Origin of the sequence: Brevibacterium sp. HMSC063G07, from assembly GCF_001810665.1 — a bacterium.
GTDB lineage: Bacteria > Actinomycetota > Actinomycetes > Actinomycetales > Brevibacteriaceae > Brevibacterium.
The window spans coordinates 118244-132386 of sequence record NZ_KV802321.1 but is presented as its reverse complement, the minus strand read 5'-3'; the positions used below and the strand labels follow the sequence as shown (position 1 = coordinate 132386).

The window sequence follows — 14143 nt, the reverse complement described above, 5'->3', positions numbered from 1 at the left end:
AGACTTTGCCAAACCACATGCGACACCAGGAGTTGTAAATGAAGTCTGACGCCCTGCCCGAAAGGACGCTCTCTGCCGGCCACATGATCGTCAAATCGCTTGAAGCCCACGGCGTTGAGCGCGTATTCGTCGTCCCGGGCGAAAGTTTCCTCGACACGCTTGACGGGCTCTACGACTCCTCTATTTCGACTGTCGTCACCCGCCACGAAGGCGGTGCGGCCTATATGGCCGAAGCCATGGGCAAGCTCACCGACACACCCGGTGTGGCAATGGTGACCCGGGGCCCGGGTGCGGCCAACGCGCACGTGGGCCTGCACACCGCGTGGCAGGACTCCACGGCAATGGTGCTCTTCGTCGGCCTCATCCCGTTCGAGCACCGAGAAAAAGAGGCCTTCCAAGAATTCGATCCGAAGTCGTGGTTCGACACCGGCGCCAAGAGAGTCATGGTCCTCGACCATCCTGAGCGCGCCTCGGAAATCGTCGCCGAAGCCATGTTCGCAGCCAGTTCCGGACGCCCGGGGCCAGTGGTGGTCGGCCTGCCGGAAGACATCATCACCCAAGCACACTCCTCGGTTATCCACCCGCCCATCCCCGTGGCGAAGGGCGGCATGACCGTAGAGGACTGGAAGGACCTCAAATCGACCCTGCAGAGGGCCGAGCGTCCGCTGTTCGTCTTCGGCGGCAACGACTGGACCCACAGCGCTGCCGAAGAGTTCACCGAATGGCTCGAAGCGCACCGACTGCCGGCTGCCGCAGAGTGGCGCTGTCAGGGAACGGTTCCGTTCAGCTCGCCCAGCTATGTCGGCCCCATCGGCTACGGTCGGCCCGACTACACCCACCGCGTGCTCGATGAATCCGACCTACTGATCTTCGTCGGCACCGTTCCCGGTGATGTTCTCACCGACGGCTTCACCGCACGGCAGAACTGGGACAAAGAGAACTTCATCGTCACCATCGACCCGTCACTGCGCGGGCGCTCAGGTCCTGTCACCCGGCAGATCATTGCCAAGCCCGCAAAGTTCGTCGACGATCTCGTGCGCATGGAACTGCCCGTCAAAGACGCGTGGACGCAGTGGACGGACTCCCTGCGCGCCATCCAGGAGACTTGGTCGGCTCTGCCTCCTGCGGAGCCGACGGAGGGGCCGGCGAAGATGGCGACGGCCATGGCGAACGTCGTCAACCGGCTGGATGACAACGCAATGGTCACCTTCGGCGCGGGCGAACACACCAACTGGGCACACCGCTACTTCCCCGCCGAGGGGTACGCGGCGCTGATCTCAGCGCGCAACGGATCGATGGGCTACTCCGTGCCGTCGGCAGTGGCCGCAAGCCTCGAATATCCGGGCCGGGACGTGCTGTGCATTGCCGGTGACGGCGAATTCCTCATGAACGGCCAGGAAATGGCGACGGCCGCACAGTACGGCGCGACACCGCTGATCATCGTCATGGACAACCAGGAGTACGGGACCATCCGCACCCACCAGGAAGTGCAGTATCCCGAACGGATCTCCGGGACCCAGCTGAAAAACCCCGATTTCGCTCTCATGGCTGAAGCCTTCGGCGGCTTCGGCATCAAAGTCACACAGGACGCCGAGGTTCCGCAGGCAATTGAACGGGCGCTCGAAGCCACGCGCAGCGGCACGTTCGCGCTCGTGCACCTGGTCGTCGAACAGCGCGTCAAAGCCTACTGATAAGTACTCAACCCCCGAGCCCTGCACGCGCGAGGCGCCCGACACCAACCGTGCCGGGCGCCTCGTCACACATGGGTGCTCAGCAGCCCAGGCGAGCGGCCAGGTAGGACTCCACCTGGTCGAGCGCAACGCGCTCCTGGCTCATGTCATCGCGGTTGCGGATGGTGACCGCGCTGTCGTCGAGCGAATCGAAGTCGTAGGTGATGCAGAACGGAGTGCCGATTTCGTCGTTGCGGCGGTAGCGACGGCCGATGGCACCGGCATCGTCGAACTCGACGTTCCAGCGGCGACGCAGACCGTCTGCCAGTTCCCGCGCCTGCGGCGAGAGCTTTTCGTTGCGCGACAGCGGCAGCACCGCGGCCTTGACCGGTGCGAGCCTGGGGTCGAGCTTGAGCACGGTGCGCTTATCAACTCCGCCCTTGGCATTGGGGGCTTCGTCTTCGACATAGGCGTCGACGAGGAACGCCATGAGCGCACGGGTCAGACCGAAAGACGGTTCGATGACGTACGGCGTGTAGCGTTCGCCGGTGGCCTGGTCGAAGTACTGCATCTTCTGGTTGGAGTGTTCCGTGTGGCGGCCCAGGTCGTAGTCGGTGCGGTTGGCAACACCCATGAGTTCGCCCCATTCGCTGCCGGTGAATCCAAAGCGGTACTCCAGGTCGATCGTGCCGTCGGAGTAGTGGGCCCGCTCGTCTGCGGGGACATCGAACCTGCGCATGTTGTCCGGGTTGATGCCGAGTTCGACAAACCAGTTCCAGCAGTCCTCAACCCAGGAATCGAAGAACTTCTGCGCGTCATCGGGGTGAACGAAGAACTCGATCTCCATCTGCTCGAATTCGCGGGTGCGGAAAATGAAATTGCCCGGCGTGATTTCGTTGCGGAAGGCCTTGCCGATCTGCCCGATGCCAAACGGAGGCTTCTTGCGGGCTGCCGTCACAACATTGGCGAAGTTCACAAAGATGCCCTGCGCGGTTTCGGGACGCAGGTAGTGCAGGCCCTGACCGTCATCAACAGCACCGAGGTAGCTCTTGACCAGACCGGAGAACATCTGCGGTTCCGTCCACTTGCCCTCCTGGCCGGTTTCCGGATCGCGAATATCGGCAAGGCCGTTTTCGGGTTCCCTGCCGTGTTTGGCAACATAAGCCTCGATGAGGTGGTCTGCCCGGTAGCGCTTATTGGTGTGCAGCGATTCCACCAGCGGGTCGACGAACGTCTCGACGTGCCCGGAAGCCTCCCACACCTGCCGCGGCAGAATGATCGACGAGTCCAGGCCGACCATGTCAGCGCGACCGCGGACAAAGGTCTGCCACCACTGCTGTTTGATGTTCTCCTTCAGCTCCACGCCCAGCGGACCGTAGTCCCATGCTGAACGTGATCCCCCGTAGATCTCTCCGGCCTGGAAGACGAAGCCTCGCCGCTTGGCCAGGGTGATGACGGAATCCAGAGTCGATGCCACAGATGCTCCTTGATGCGTTGTGCAGCCGGTTCGCTGCCGGTACGGGGTCGCTGCGGACGCGCAGCCTCCACAAGGTTACCGAACTCACGGCGTGAGACGACCGTGCGGGCACGCGTGTGGCCTAGACTGGGAGGTGCACCCAAACCGTGTGCGCCGACAGGCAGCGCAGCATCTTCTGCGCACCCGGCGCTCAATCTCTCTGGGCTTTCCGTGCGTTTATGAGTGCACACCGGCCTGGAACGGGCAGATCGCCAATTCAGTTCTCAGCGATCAAGCGTGCACCCGCACAGAAACGAGTCCCATGGACAGCGCACAGAACCACGCAGAAGACACCTCGGCCAACACTGCCGATCAGCAGGACAGCCTGCAGTTCTCCGATTTCGACCTCCACCCCTCAGTGCTGGCCGCAATTTCCGACCTCGGCTTCGAATCCCCCTCGCCGATTCAGGCGCAGACTATCCCGCTTCTGCTGGAAGGCCGGGACGTCATAGGACTCGCGCAGACGGGAACCGGCAAAACCGCGGCATTCGCACTGCCGATGCTCACACACCTCGCCGATGCCGGCCGAGCCGACGACGGCCCGTTCGCCCTCATCCTGACCCCCACCCGGGAATTGGCCATTCAGGTGGCCGAGGCGCTCACAAGCTTCGCGGCAAACCTCCCGAACTTCTCAGTTCTGCCTATCTACGGCGGACAGTCCTACTCCCCACAGCTTGCCGGCCTCAAACGCGGCGCCCAGGTGGTCGTCGGAACCCCCGGCCGCGTCATCGACCACCTCAAGCGAGGTTCCCTCAAACTGCACAGTCTGCGACACATGGTGCTCGACGAAGCAGACGAAATGCTCAAGATGGGCTTCCAAGAGGACATCGAAGAGATCTTCGCCGCCTCTGGCTCATCCCGTCAGGTGGCCCTGTTCTCGGCCACCATGCCGTCGTCCATCCACCGGATCACCGGGAAGTACCTGGAAGACCCAGCTGAAGTCCGCATCAAGCAGGCCACTGCAACCGGGGCGAACATCCGCCAGCGCTTCCTGACGGTCATGCACTCAAACAAGCTCGACGCGCTGACCCGAATCCTCGAAGTCGAAGAAGCCGACGGCATCATCATGTTCGTCCGCACCAAGCAGGCAACAGAAGAGCTCTCGGAAAAGCTGCGGGCCCGCGGCATGCGCGCAGCAGCCATCAACGGCGACATTCCGCAGCAAGCGCGCGAACGCACAGTTGAGGCCCTGCGCTCCGGTTCGATCGACATCCTCGTAGCCACTGACGTCGCCGCCCGCGGCCTCGACGTCGAGCGAATCTCGCTTGTGGTCAACTACGACATTCCGCTGGACACAGAGTCCTACGTCCACCGCATCGGACGAACGGGCCGTGCCGGACGCACCGGTGAGGCCATCCTGTTCGTCACTCCGCGCGAACAGCGCATGCTGCGCTCAATTGAAAAGGCCACCCGCCAGAAGGTCGAGCCGCTGACCCTGCCGACGGTCGACGAACTTGCCGATTCGCGCACCCAGAAGTTCAAAGAGCAGATCTCCGAAGCACTTGTTTCGAACGACCTGACGGAGCTGCGCCCTGTCATCGACGCCTACGAACACGAACACGATGTTCCCGCTGCAGACATCGCTGCGGCACTCGCAGCACTCGTATTGGGCAGCGCAACACTCAAGCCGGAGCCCCTGCCGGAACCAAAGGCTCGTCCGGACCGCAATGAGCGCGCCCGCACCGCAGAGGGCATGACCACCTACCGCATTGCGGTCGGCCGCAATGAGCGCGTCAACCCCGGTGCGATCGTCGGCGCAATAGCCAACGAGGGTGGGATCACGAACAAGCAGATCGGCCACATCAACATCCGGTCGAACCACTCACTGATCGACCTGCCGGAAGATCTCGACCCGGCTGTTCTCGATCGTCTGAAGAACACCAAGATCCAGGGCAAGCGCATCGACATCCGTGTCGACACGGGCCGCCCCGGACGCCCGTTCAAGCGCAAAGACCGCAAGGCCGGCTCAGACCGCCCGTTCAAGCGCGGCGGTCGCGGCTTCCGCAATGACAAGCGCGGCGGTGACCGCCGCCGCTGAGCGCAGACGTCCGACTGAGCCAGCAGGCTGTCAGCGCAGCTGCGCGGCTTTGATTCGGGCCCGAAACCACTGTGGTTTCGGGCCCGCTTCGTCTGCAGCCTCAGTTCTTACCGGAGTTCTTGCCGACGACCCTATCGACTGCGCCGCCGAACCGCCGGTCGCGCATAGCGTATTCTTCGACGGCTTTCCACAGCGTCGTCCTGTCCACGTCCGGCCACAGAACATCCTGGAAAACCAGTTCCGCGTAGGCCGACTGCCACAACAGGAAGTTCGACGTGCGCTGCTCACCGGAAGAGCGCAGGAACAGGTCGACATCGGGCAGGTCCGGGGCATACAGTCGCGCAGCCAAAGACTTGGCGGTCACCTTGCCGGGTTTGAGTTTGCCCTGGGCAACCTCGTGGGTGATGGCGTTGACCGCATCGAGGATTTCGGCCCGCCCACCGTAGTTGACACAGAACTGCAGGGTCATGCGGGTGTTGTTCTTGGTGCGGTCGCGGGCGACTTCAAGCTCCTTGATCACCGAGCGCCACAGCCTGCCTTCTCTGCCCGACCACACCATGCGCACGCCCAGAGCGTCGAGTTCATCGACCCGGCGGCGGATGACGTCCCGGTTGAAGCCCATGAGGAAACGCACCTCTTCCGGGGAGCGCTTCCAGTTCTCCGTCGAAAACGCGTAGGCGGACAGCACCTCAACACCCATTTCCAGGCTGCCGTAGATAACCTCCATCAGCGAGGCTTCCCCCGCTTTGTGGCCGTCTGTGCGCGGGAGTCCGCGCTCATTGGCCCACCTGCCGTTGCCGTCCATGACAACAGCAATGTGCTTCGGGATGAACTTCGTTGGAATCGCCGGCGGCGCGGCGCCATGCGGGTGCGGGGGAATCGGCTGATACTTCACGCCGCCATTATGGCAGGAGCACTGTTCAGCGCTCCAACAGCGCAAGCGATTTCACCCGTCGCTCCAAGTGCCACTGGACAAAAGCGGTGACGACTTTCGAGGCGGCCTGTGCGTCATAATCGGCCACCGTGCCCGGCTCCGGCCAGTCTGCCGTGCTGATCCTCTGCAAATACGCCAAAGCCTCGGGACCGGGAAGGTGCTCTCCTCCGCGCCGACACGCCTGACACACCGCACCCCCGGCTTCAAGCGAGAACGCGCGGTGCGATCCGGCAGTCCCGCACCGCGCGCAGTCAATGAGGCTCGGAGCCCAGCCGGCCAACGACATAGCTCGGACCAGATAGGCGTCCAGAGAAGCGCGTGCGGGATGTTCGCGCCGGCACATAGAGCGCAGAGCCGCCACCAGCAGCAGAAACTGGTCTTCCGTACGGGGGTCGTCTTCTGTCAGCCGCAGAGCGGTTTCGGCCATAACGGCGCCAACGGTGTAGTAGTCGTAGTCGGTGATGAGCCCCTGGGCAAACGGCTCAATGAGCTCCACCTGGGTGACAACGTCCAGATTCCTGCCGCGGTTGGCCTGCAGGTCGATCATCATGAGCGGCTCCAAGCGCGAACCGAAACGGCTGGTGGTCCTGCGAACCCCCTTGGCAACAGCGCGGACAACACCGCTGTGACGAGTGAGAACCGTGACGATCCGGTCGGCTTCGCCGAGTTTATGGGTGCCCAGAACCACACCCGCGTCACGATATTTCCTCACCGGCCCATTGTCCCCCACACACCACGAGGCGGTGCCTGGGCACCGCCTCGTGACATGTGACCGTAACTGCGTCAGTCGCCGCTGTTGTCGCGCAGGTAGCGGTTGACCGCGGAGATGACGGCCTTAAGGGACGCCTTGGCGATATTCGAGTGCATGCCCGCACCCCATATGATCCGATCCCCGATCATGACTTCGACATAGGCAGCGGCCGCGACGTCCGCACCGGCGCCGATCGCGTGCTCGGAATAGTCCTGAACCCGCATATCGAGATCGAAGTTGTCGTTGAGAATGTTGACCAGAGCATTCAGCGGCCCCGTTCCCTGACCTTCGAACTCCCGTTCCTGACCGTCGATGCTCAGCGCCACCTCGACCTTTTCGGAGTGGCGTCCGGCTGAGTCATCGCCCAGGGACTCGGTGCGCAGACCCTGAATGCGGAAACGGCCCCACGCATTGTCCGTCGGCAGGTATTCATCGCTGAAGGCTGACCAGATTGCCTCTGCTGTGAGTTCGCCGCCTGATGCCGTGACGTTCTTGATGACCTTGGAGAACTCCACCTGCATGCGGCGCGGCAGGTCCAGACCGTATTCGCTCTTGAGCAGGTATGTGACTCCGCCCTTGCCCGACTGCGAATTGACGCGGATGATCGCTTCGTAGCTGCGGCCGAGGTCCTTGGGGTCGACCGGCAGGTAGGGCATGTCCCATTCCATGAGGTCAATCGGCGTGCTCGTTTCGCGCGCTCGACGTTCGCGCTGCGCGAAAGCCTTGTTGATGGCGTCCTGATGCGAACCGGAGAAGGACGTGAACACGAGATCCCCGCCGTACGGGTGACGCTCGTGCACCCCGATCTGGTTGCAGTACTCGACCGTGTGGATGACCTCATTGATGTCGGAGAAGTCGAGTTCGGGATCAACCCCCTGGGTGTAGAGGTTCATGGCAACTGTCACGAGGTCGAGGTTGCCGGTGCGCTCACCGTTGCCGAACAGACACCCCTCAATGCGGTCCGCCCCGGCCATCAGCCCCAGCTCTGCTGCGGCCACACCCGTGCCGCGATCATTGTGCGGGTGCAGCGACACGGCCACCTGGTCACGGTATGGGATGTGGCGGCAGAACCACTCGATCTGGTCGGCGTAGGTGTTCGGGGTGCCGCGCTCAACTGTTGCCGGCAGATTGACGACGGTGTCGCGGCCATCTTCGGGCTGCCACATGTCGAGCACACCGCCGACAACGTCGAGAGCGAAATCGGGCTCCGTGTCAACGAAGATCTCCGGCGAGTACTGATAGCCGAAGTCAGTGTTCGGAAGCACCGATTCAGCGGCTTTCATGACAGCTTGGGTGCCGCGCAGCGCGATGTCCTTCGTCTGTGCGCGGCCGTCTCCGTCAAAGCCGAAGACAACGGAGCGGAAGACCGGCGCAGTGGCGTTGTACATGTGGATGGTGGCCTTGTCCGCTCCGATGAGCGCTTCGGCTGTGCGCTCGATGAGATCTTCGCGCGCCTGGGTCAGCACGGAGATGCGCACATCATCTGGGATCAGATCCTTTTCGATGATGTGCCGCACGAAGTCGAAGTCCGGCTGACTGGCCGAGGGGAAGCCGACTTCGATTTCCTTGAAGCCGATTTTCACGAGCAGTTCGAACATCTTGATTTTGCGTTCGACCGTCATGGGGTCGATGAGCGCCTGGTTGCCATCGCGCAGGTCGGTTGAAAGCCAACGCGGTGCGCGAGTCAGGCGCTGGTCCGGCCAAGTGCGGTCGGACATGTCCAGTTCAATGCGATCGAAGAAGGACTTGTACTTCGTGAACGGCATGGGGCTTGGCTTCTGCAGATTGGTCATGTGATCTCCTCATGTGGTCTTCAGTCGACCGAACAGCACTGACTCCGCGACGAGGGTCCGGCCTTGTTCAGGACTCGCCGCGGCAGCTAAGGAGAAGCAGACGCATACTGTGACCCTACTCTCGCCTCACTGAGTCTCGAATCCCCGTCTTAGCGTTTGAGACACAGAGCTCGTCACTTGAAGTTGAAGTCGCCTTTGCGAACGTGGAAGCTGCCGCCAGGACCCGTGCAGCGCACACCGTCTCGCTGCGATGAGCACTCAAAGCCGTGGGCTTTGATGGTTTTGCCATAGCCCAGCTCTTTCGGGCTTGGAGCTTCGCCGACGCTCTTGCACGTAAAGCCCGCGGATGACTCAGTCACTTCAGCAACGCTGCCCCATTCGACGCCGCCGGAGCAGTCGTCTGGCTGTTCACCGGGCGAATACTCGAAGCTGCTCACTGTGCAGCGCGCACGGTCTTTGTAGATGACGCAGGAGATATTGCCCGACGGGGTGATGAACGCCTCAGCTTCGGAAGAATCAAAGTCTGACGAGCTGTCGTCAGAATCGGAAGCACCCGTTGGGTCCCCGGCTGTCGGCGGCTTGGTCGATTCCACCTGACCGTCAGAGGACCGCATGTCGAAGAAGATATACAGACCCGCACCTACGAGGAAAAGCGCCAGCACGGTGGTGAACGTGACCACAGCCCACGGCGGTTTCGACTTGTTCTTCTTGGGCTCCTCCTGCTGGTGCGGCACGTGCCCCGAGGCGACGGCGGTGTAGCCCGCCGGCGCATAGCCCGCGTGCAGACCCTGCGGAGAGACCGACTGCGCGGCACCGTACTGCGCCTGCGGCGTACTCGGCGACGGAGCCGTCGTCGGAGCAGAAGACGGCGGCGGAGGCGGCGGAAACGCATCGGCGCCCGACTGTGTGCGGACAGGCGGCCGAGAGGGAGGAGCCGGTGGAGCCGGAGGCATCGACGAAGCGGACCTCGGCGGGGCAAACGGCGGCGGAGGCGGGATGACCCGATCCCCCTCCGACGAGTAGTCCCGACCGCTTCCGCTGAATTCGTCATGGTCGAACTGCCGCGTCGAATCGGCTTCGCTGTCAAAGATCTCGCGGTATAGGCCCCCGGACCCAACACTGTTGTCGGATGAGTAGCGCGGGTCGCCGTTCGGCGGTGTGCCTGTGGAACCAACGTCGGACGGTTTGCTCATGCCGTGCAGTCTAACGGAACACTTCCAAAACCTCGCCTGCGCTGACTGCATCAAGCACATTGACACGCCCTATACAGCGCATTTCCTGCAGAGAATGAGATACTGGTGAACATGGACAGCGCGCGATCGAACCCATCATCCGCGAGACCGTGGTGGATATACCCAGCCGCCGGCGCTGTTGCCGGCGCACTTGTGCTCGCGCTGGCCTCTGCAGACAGAACTTCAGCAGCGCTCGCCGAAGACGAACGGCTCACAGCACCCACTCTGCGCACACCGGGCGATTTTTCAGCCCCCGTCCTCGACATCCGCAGCGGCGACAGCACGCAGGCCCGCGGTTCGATTCCTCACCTGGGCCCTAGGACCTCCGCCCAAATCCCACACGACACCCACCAGGTGATCGTGTCCTCCAGCCCAGAGACAAAAAGCTCCACCATAACCACCGCACTGTATGAGCGCACCTCCGATGGCTGGAAGCAGAAGCTGTCCTTCACCGGCCACAACGGTGAGGCCGGATGGAAGGAAAAGCGCAAAGAAGGCGACATGTCGACCCCGGCCGGAGTCTTCACCCTCAGCGACGCCGGAGGCTACCTGCCGGACCCGGGAACGAAAATGCCCTACACGCGGGACACGAACCTGCGCGCCAGCGCTCAGTCTGTGTACGGGGACGACTACAAACTGGTCTACGACTATGTCCTCGCCATTGACTACAACCGCAAAACCGGAGTCCCGCCGACCGACCGCACGCGCCCACAGGGCAAAGCCCCCGGCGGCGGCATCTGGTTGCACGTCGATCACGGCAAGGCCACCCACGGCTGTGTGACCGTCGACCGCAAGGACATGGGGGCCATCCTCAAAGAACTCGACCCGAGCAAGAACCCCATGATCGCCATGGGCAGCGCAGATTTCCTCGCACGGTAGGGCACCTTCGTGGCAGCCTCACAGCACCTGCATCAGATCTTCCCGTCACCTGCGCAGTTTGCTCCCGATCCGCAGGAGGCGGCACTCACCGCGCTGTACGATTCAACAGACATTCCGCCAGACCGTCCCCGTGTGCAGTCGAACATGGTCCAAAGCCTCGACGGCAGGATCGCCGGTGCGGACGGACTGTCAGGAACAATCTCCAGTCCCGCGGACAAGCGCGTCTTCGCCGTTCTGCGCGCACTTGCCGATGTTGTCATCGTCGGAGCCTCCACTGTGCGCGAAGAGGGCTATACGCGACTTCCGGCCCGCCAGCGCTTTGCTGAGGACCGCCGAACTCGAGGGCAGGACCCTGCTCCGACGCTTGCGATCATCACCGGTTCGGGGAACCTCGACGTCGACCACCTGACATCTGCCGGCAGCGGCAGCATCATCGTGTTCACGACCACTGACGACGATGACGTGCTCGGCCGCCTGCGCAGCAGCCTGTGCGAGGTGATCCGCGTTGACAGTCCCGACCCGCACACCGTGCTGGAAGCCCTTGCGCAGCGTGGGTTCAAGCGCGCACTGTGCGAAGGCGGACCTTCGCTCCTGGGAGAATGGGCGGCAGCGGGGGCCATCGACGAAATGTGCGTGACCGTCAGCCCGCTGCTCGTGGGCGGGGCCGGCCCCGGAATCCTCGGCCGGGTCGAACTGGACGGGCCTGCCCGTCTGCGCCTGCTGTCAGCCGTCGAAGGCGACAGCACCCTCATGTTGCGCCTGGGTTTCCAAACCTCGTAGGAAGCGCATCACGTCGTCTTCCCACGCAAGCCGATCCACGTTCCATTCCTTGGTGTGCCGGGCTTTCGTATAGCGCGGCATCGTCACAAGGTCACGACGGAAGCCGGCAAGCGCCCGCGACGGCCCCACCGGCACGAATTCGTCGTCTTCGGAGTGGATGAGCAGTGTTGGGACCGTGAGGTCGGCTGCGCGTTTGACCCAGTCCATGCGGTCAAGGTCGAGAGGTGTCTCAAGCCCGGTGAGCTTGCGCGCCCACGGCCGGGTGATCATCTGCAGGGTCAGCCTGGCAATCGGCGTGGGCAGGAGGTTCAGGCGGGCCTGGTGGTCAAGAACGTCGTACCAGTCGACCACCGGACCGTCGAGCACCATGGCGACGATGCTGTCGGCGTGGCGGCCCCGCGATGCGGTCTGGAAGGCAATCGCCGCTCCCATCGACCATCCGAACAGCACAATCCGGCGCGCCCCGTTGGCAAGGGCGAAGTCGATCGCCCGATCGACGTCGATCCATTCCGTGTCGCCCAAACCGTAGGTCTGGTGGCGCTCAGTTTCCGGGTCATTGCGGTACGACATGGCGATTGACGGAATTCCCACCCTGTCCAGAACGGCGGCTGCACGCAGTGTTTCCCGTCGAGTTCCGCCTCGGCCGTGGATGAGGATCGCCCAGGTGTCCGACGGCTGGGCTGCGGTAGTCGGCAGAAGCCAGGCGGGCAGTGCCCCGACGTCAGAGCTGATGACGATGTTCTCGCAGGGAAGGTCGAGGTCTTCTGGCCCCATGTGGACGGTTCCGGTCCACCGGCCGACACAAGCGTGGCGAATGTCGCCGTACAGCACCTTCTCGACCCGTCGGCTGACGGTCGCGGACTCGGGATCGTATTCCGTGAGTTCGCCGATGCGGGCAAAGCCTTCGGCAGAGCCGTTTGCGAAGTACAGGCCGTAGGTTCCGGCAACCAGAGTGTCGGGGGTGGCCTCCAGGTGGATGAGCATGTCGTTGTCAAAGCCCTCGACGTGCAGGATCCGAACGTCGTTTTTGGCCTTGCCGGGAGTGACGATCTTTCTTGCGAAGTAGACCGCGAGCCCGGATGAGGCAACAGAGGCGAGGGCACCGATTCCGATGCCGATGCCAAGCCCCGCTGCCAGCGCTCTCGCTGTCTTGGACTGGATAGCCTGTGCCACCTGGTTACCTCCTGCCGGACAGTCTAGGGGCGGCCTGGGCGGCTGTGCCACCGTGACCGGAATTCTTTGCACTAGACACAGGTTTTCTACAGTTGAGTCATCACCGGCGCACAAAGAACAGGAGCTGACATGGCTGAAGCCGCAGACAGGACTGAACAGGATTGGCGCAACATTCTCAGCCCGGAGGAGTTTGCCGTGCTCCGTCAGGGCGGGACGGAGCGGCCCTTTTCCGGTGAGTACGACGGGGTGTTCCGCGAAGGTCGCTACCTGTGCCGGGCGTGCGGGGCGGAGCTCTTCACCTCGGAGACGAAGTTCGATGCCCAGTGCGGCTGGCCGGCGTTCTACGCGCCGCTGGCTGAAGACCGCGTGCGCTATATCCGGGACGATTCGATGGGCATGGTGCGCACCGAGGTCCGGTGTACAGCATGCGACAGCCACCTGGGCCACGTCTTCTACGGTGAGGGCTTCCCCACTCCGACCGATGCGCGGTTCTGCATCAACTCCATCTGCTTGGAGCTCGTAGAGCCCTGACTGGGCGGCGCTCGCTGTCTGTCTGCTTGGAGCGCAGGCAGGGCCGGTTGTTTGACTGAGGCCGCCGGATATTCCGGCGGCCTCAGTCTGTCAGTCAGCGCTTTTCGCTTGACGCTGCTTCGCGGCAGGGGAAGATCAGCGCCAGCCGGCGATGATGTCAGCCAGTTCGCGGCGCGGTCCCGTGAAGAACGGAATCTCTTCGCGCACGTGCAGGCGAGCCTCGGTGGCGCGCAGGTCGCGCATCATGTCGACCAGGCGGTGCAGCTGGTCGGCTTCGAAGCCCAGCAGGAACTCGTAGTCGCCCAGCGCAAAGGCCGACACGGTGTGCGCCTTGATGTCTTTGTACCCGGCTGCGGCCATACCGTGATCGCGCAGCATCTTCGAACGGTCTTCGGCATTGAGGATGTACCAGTCGTAGCTGCGCACGAACGGGTACACGCACAGGTAGTCAAGCGGAGTTTCGTCCGTCATGAACGCCGGGATGTGGCGACGGTTGAACTCTGCGGGTCGGTGCAGGCCGACAACCGACCACACGGGCTCGAGAATCGCACCGAGTGTGGAGCGGCGCACAATCGAGTAGGCCTTTTGGAGGGTCTCGACCTTCGGTGCGATCCACCAGAACATGATGTCGGCGTCGGCTCGCAGGGCCGAAACGTCATAGGTGCCGCGGACTGTCAGCCCTTCCGCTTTGAGTTCGTCAAGCTGCTGAATGACCTCTGCGGCAAGCTGCTGGCGGTCGCCTTCGGGAAGGTCACCGCCGGCGGCGAAGACGGAATAGCCCAGGTAGCGGATTTCGTCATTGGCCTGGTCGATCTGTTCCTGTGAGGGTTCTTGGTATTCGCGCAT

At 63.0% G+C, this 14143-nt stretch carries 12 protein-coding genes; 5 read left to right on the top strand and 7 right to left on the bottom strand.

Annotated elements, in window-relative coordinates:
* The first annotated feature begins 38 nt into the window (after positions 1-38).
* On the top strand, positions 39-1691 hold the full coding sequence (locus tag HMPREF2757_RS00610; RefSeq protein ID WP_070572403.1) for a thiamine pyrophosphate-dependent enzyme: 1653 nt from the start codon (positions 39-41) through the stop codon (positions 1689-1691).
* A 79-nt stretch (positions 1692-1770) separates the two neighbouring features.
* Here HMPREF2757_RS00610 and HMPREF2757_RS00605 read toward each other — a convergent pair whose 3' ends face one another.
* Positions 1771-3147: a glycine--tRNA ligase gene (locus tag HMPREF2757_RS00605; RefSeq protein ID WP_070572401.1), complete on the bottom strand. Its 1377-nt coding sequence runs from the start codon at positions 3145-3147 to the stop codon at positions 1771-1773.
* Between the two features lie 301 nt (positions 3148-3448).
* Here HMPREF2757_RS00605 and HMPREF2757_RS00600 point away from each other — a divergent pair, with 301 nt between their 5' ends.
* A complete protein-coding gene (locus HMPREF2757_RS00600; RefSeq protein WP_070572399.1) occupies positions 3449-5224 on the top strand; it encodes a DEAD/DEAH box helicase in 1776 nt (591 codons plus the stop codon).
* A gap of 100 nt (positions 5225-5324) precedes the next feature.
* Here the strand turns inward: HMPREF2757_RS00600 and HMPREF2757_RS00595 are convergent, their stop codons facing one another.
* The 4 genes from HMPREF2757_RS00595 to HMPREF2757_RS00580 all read right to left on the bottom strand — a co-directional run bounded on the left by HMPREF2757_RS00595 (position 5325) and on the right by HMPREF2757_RS00580 (position 9895).
* Entirely contained in the window at positions 5325-6119 is a 795-nt protein-coding gene (locus HMPREF2757_RS00595; RefSeq protein WP_070572397.1) for an isoprenyl transferase, read from the bottom strand.
* Between the two features lie 25 nt (positions 6120-6144).
* Positions 6145-6870, bottom strand: coding sequence for a DNA repair protein RecO (gene recO, locus HMPREF2757_RS00590; protein ID WP_070572395.1), 726 nt, complete (start codon positions 6868-6870; stop codon positions 6145-6147).
* A gap of 71 nt (positions 6871-6941) precedes the next feature.
* Complete coding sequence (gene leuA / locus HMPREF2757_RS00585; protein WP_070572394.1) at positions 6942-8702, bottom strand: 2-isopropylmalate synthase; 1761 nt, start codon at positions 8700-8702, stop codon at positions 6942-6944.
* 173 nt (positions 8703-8875) lie between these two features.
* A complete protein-coding gene (locus tag HMPREF2757_RS00580; RefSeq protein WP_070572392.1) occupies positions 8876-9895 on the bottom strand; it encodes a hypothetical protein in 1020 nt (339 codons plus the stop codon).
* Between the two features lie 111 nt (positions 9896-10006).
* Between HMPREF2757_RS00580 and HMPREF2757_RS00575 the strand changes: the two genes are divergently transcribed.
* Both HMPREF2757_RS00575 and HMPREF2757_RS00570 read left to right on the top strand, forming a co-directional pair.
* Positions 10007-10813, top strand: a complete 807-nt coding sequence (locus HMPREF2757_RS00575; protein ID WP_070572990.1) for a L,D-transpeptidase family protein — start codon at positions 10007-10009, stop codon at positions 10811-10813.
* Between the two features lie 9 nt (positions 10814-10822).
* Positions 10823-11593 carry a dihydrofolate reductase family protein gene (locus HMPREF2757_RS00570; RefSeq protein WP_083304023.1) on the top strand — a complete coding sequence of 257 codons (771 nt, stop codon included), beginning with the start codon at positions 10823-10825 and terminating at the stop codon, positions 11591-11593.
* Here HMPREF2757_RS00570 and HMPREF2757_RS00565 read toward each other — a convergent pair.
* Positions 11537-12766, bottom strand: coding sequence for an alpha/beta hydrolase family protein (locus HMPREF2757_RS00565; protein WP_070572390.1), 1230 nt, complete (start codon positions 12764-12766; stop codon positions 11537-11539). The two genes, HMPREF2757_RS00570 and HMPREF2757_RS00565, sit on opposite strands and share 57 nt — an antisense overlap.
* A gap of 129 nt (positions 12767-12895) precedes the next feature.
* Here HMPREF2757_RS00565 and msrB point away from each other — a divergent pair, with 129 nt between their 5' ends.
* The gene (gene msrB, locus HMPREF2757_RS00560) at positions 12896-13297 is read left to right on the top strand and encodes a peptide-methionine (R)-S-oxide reductase MsrB (RefSeq protein ID WP_070572388.1); all 402 of its coding nucleotides are present in this window, start codon (positions 12896-12898) and stop codon (positions 13295-13297) included.
* A 135-nt stretch (positions 13298-13432) separates the two neighbouring features.
* On the opposite strand, the gene hemQ is transcribed toward msrB, so the two are convergent.
* Complete coding sequence (gene hemQ / locus HMPREF2757_RS00555) at positions 13433-14143, bottom strand: hydrogen peroxide-dependent heme synthase (RefSeq protein WP_070572386.1); 711 nt, start codon at positions 14141-14143, stop codon at positions 13433-13435.

Bases quoted from the DNA above. Each gene is read 5' to 3' on its own strand.
- HMPREF2757_RS00610 (WP_070572403.1), top strand. From the start codon at position 39: ATGAAGTCTGACGCCCTGCCCGAAAGGACGCTCTCTGCCGGCCACATG.
- HMPREF2757_RS00600 (WP_070572399.1), top strand. From the start codon at position 3,449: ATGGACAGCGCACAGAACCACGCAGAAGACACCTCGGCCAACACTGCC.
- leuA (WP_070572394.1), bottom strand. From the start codon at position 8,702: ATGACCAATCTGCAGAAGCCAAGCCCCATGCCGTTCACGAAGTACAAG.
- HMPREF2757_RS00580 (WP_070572392.1), bottom strand. From the start codon at position 9,895: ATGAGCAAACCGTCCGACGTTGGTTCCACAGGCACACCGCCGAACGGC.
- HMPREF2757_RS00575 (WP_070572990.1), top strand. From the start codon at position 10,007: ATGGACAGCGCGCGATCGAACCCATCATCCGCGAGACCGTGGTGGATA.
- msrB (WP_070572388.1), top strand. From the start codon at position 12,896: ATGGCTGAAGCCGCAGACAGGACTGAACAGGATTGGCGCAACATTCTC.
- hemQ (WP_070572386.1), bottom strand. From the start codon at position 14,143: ATGCGCGAATACCAAGAACCCTCACAGGAACAGATCGACCAGGCCAAT.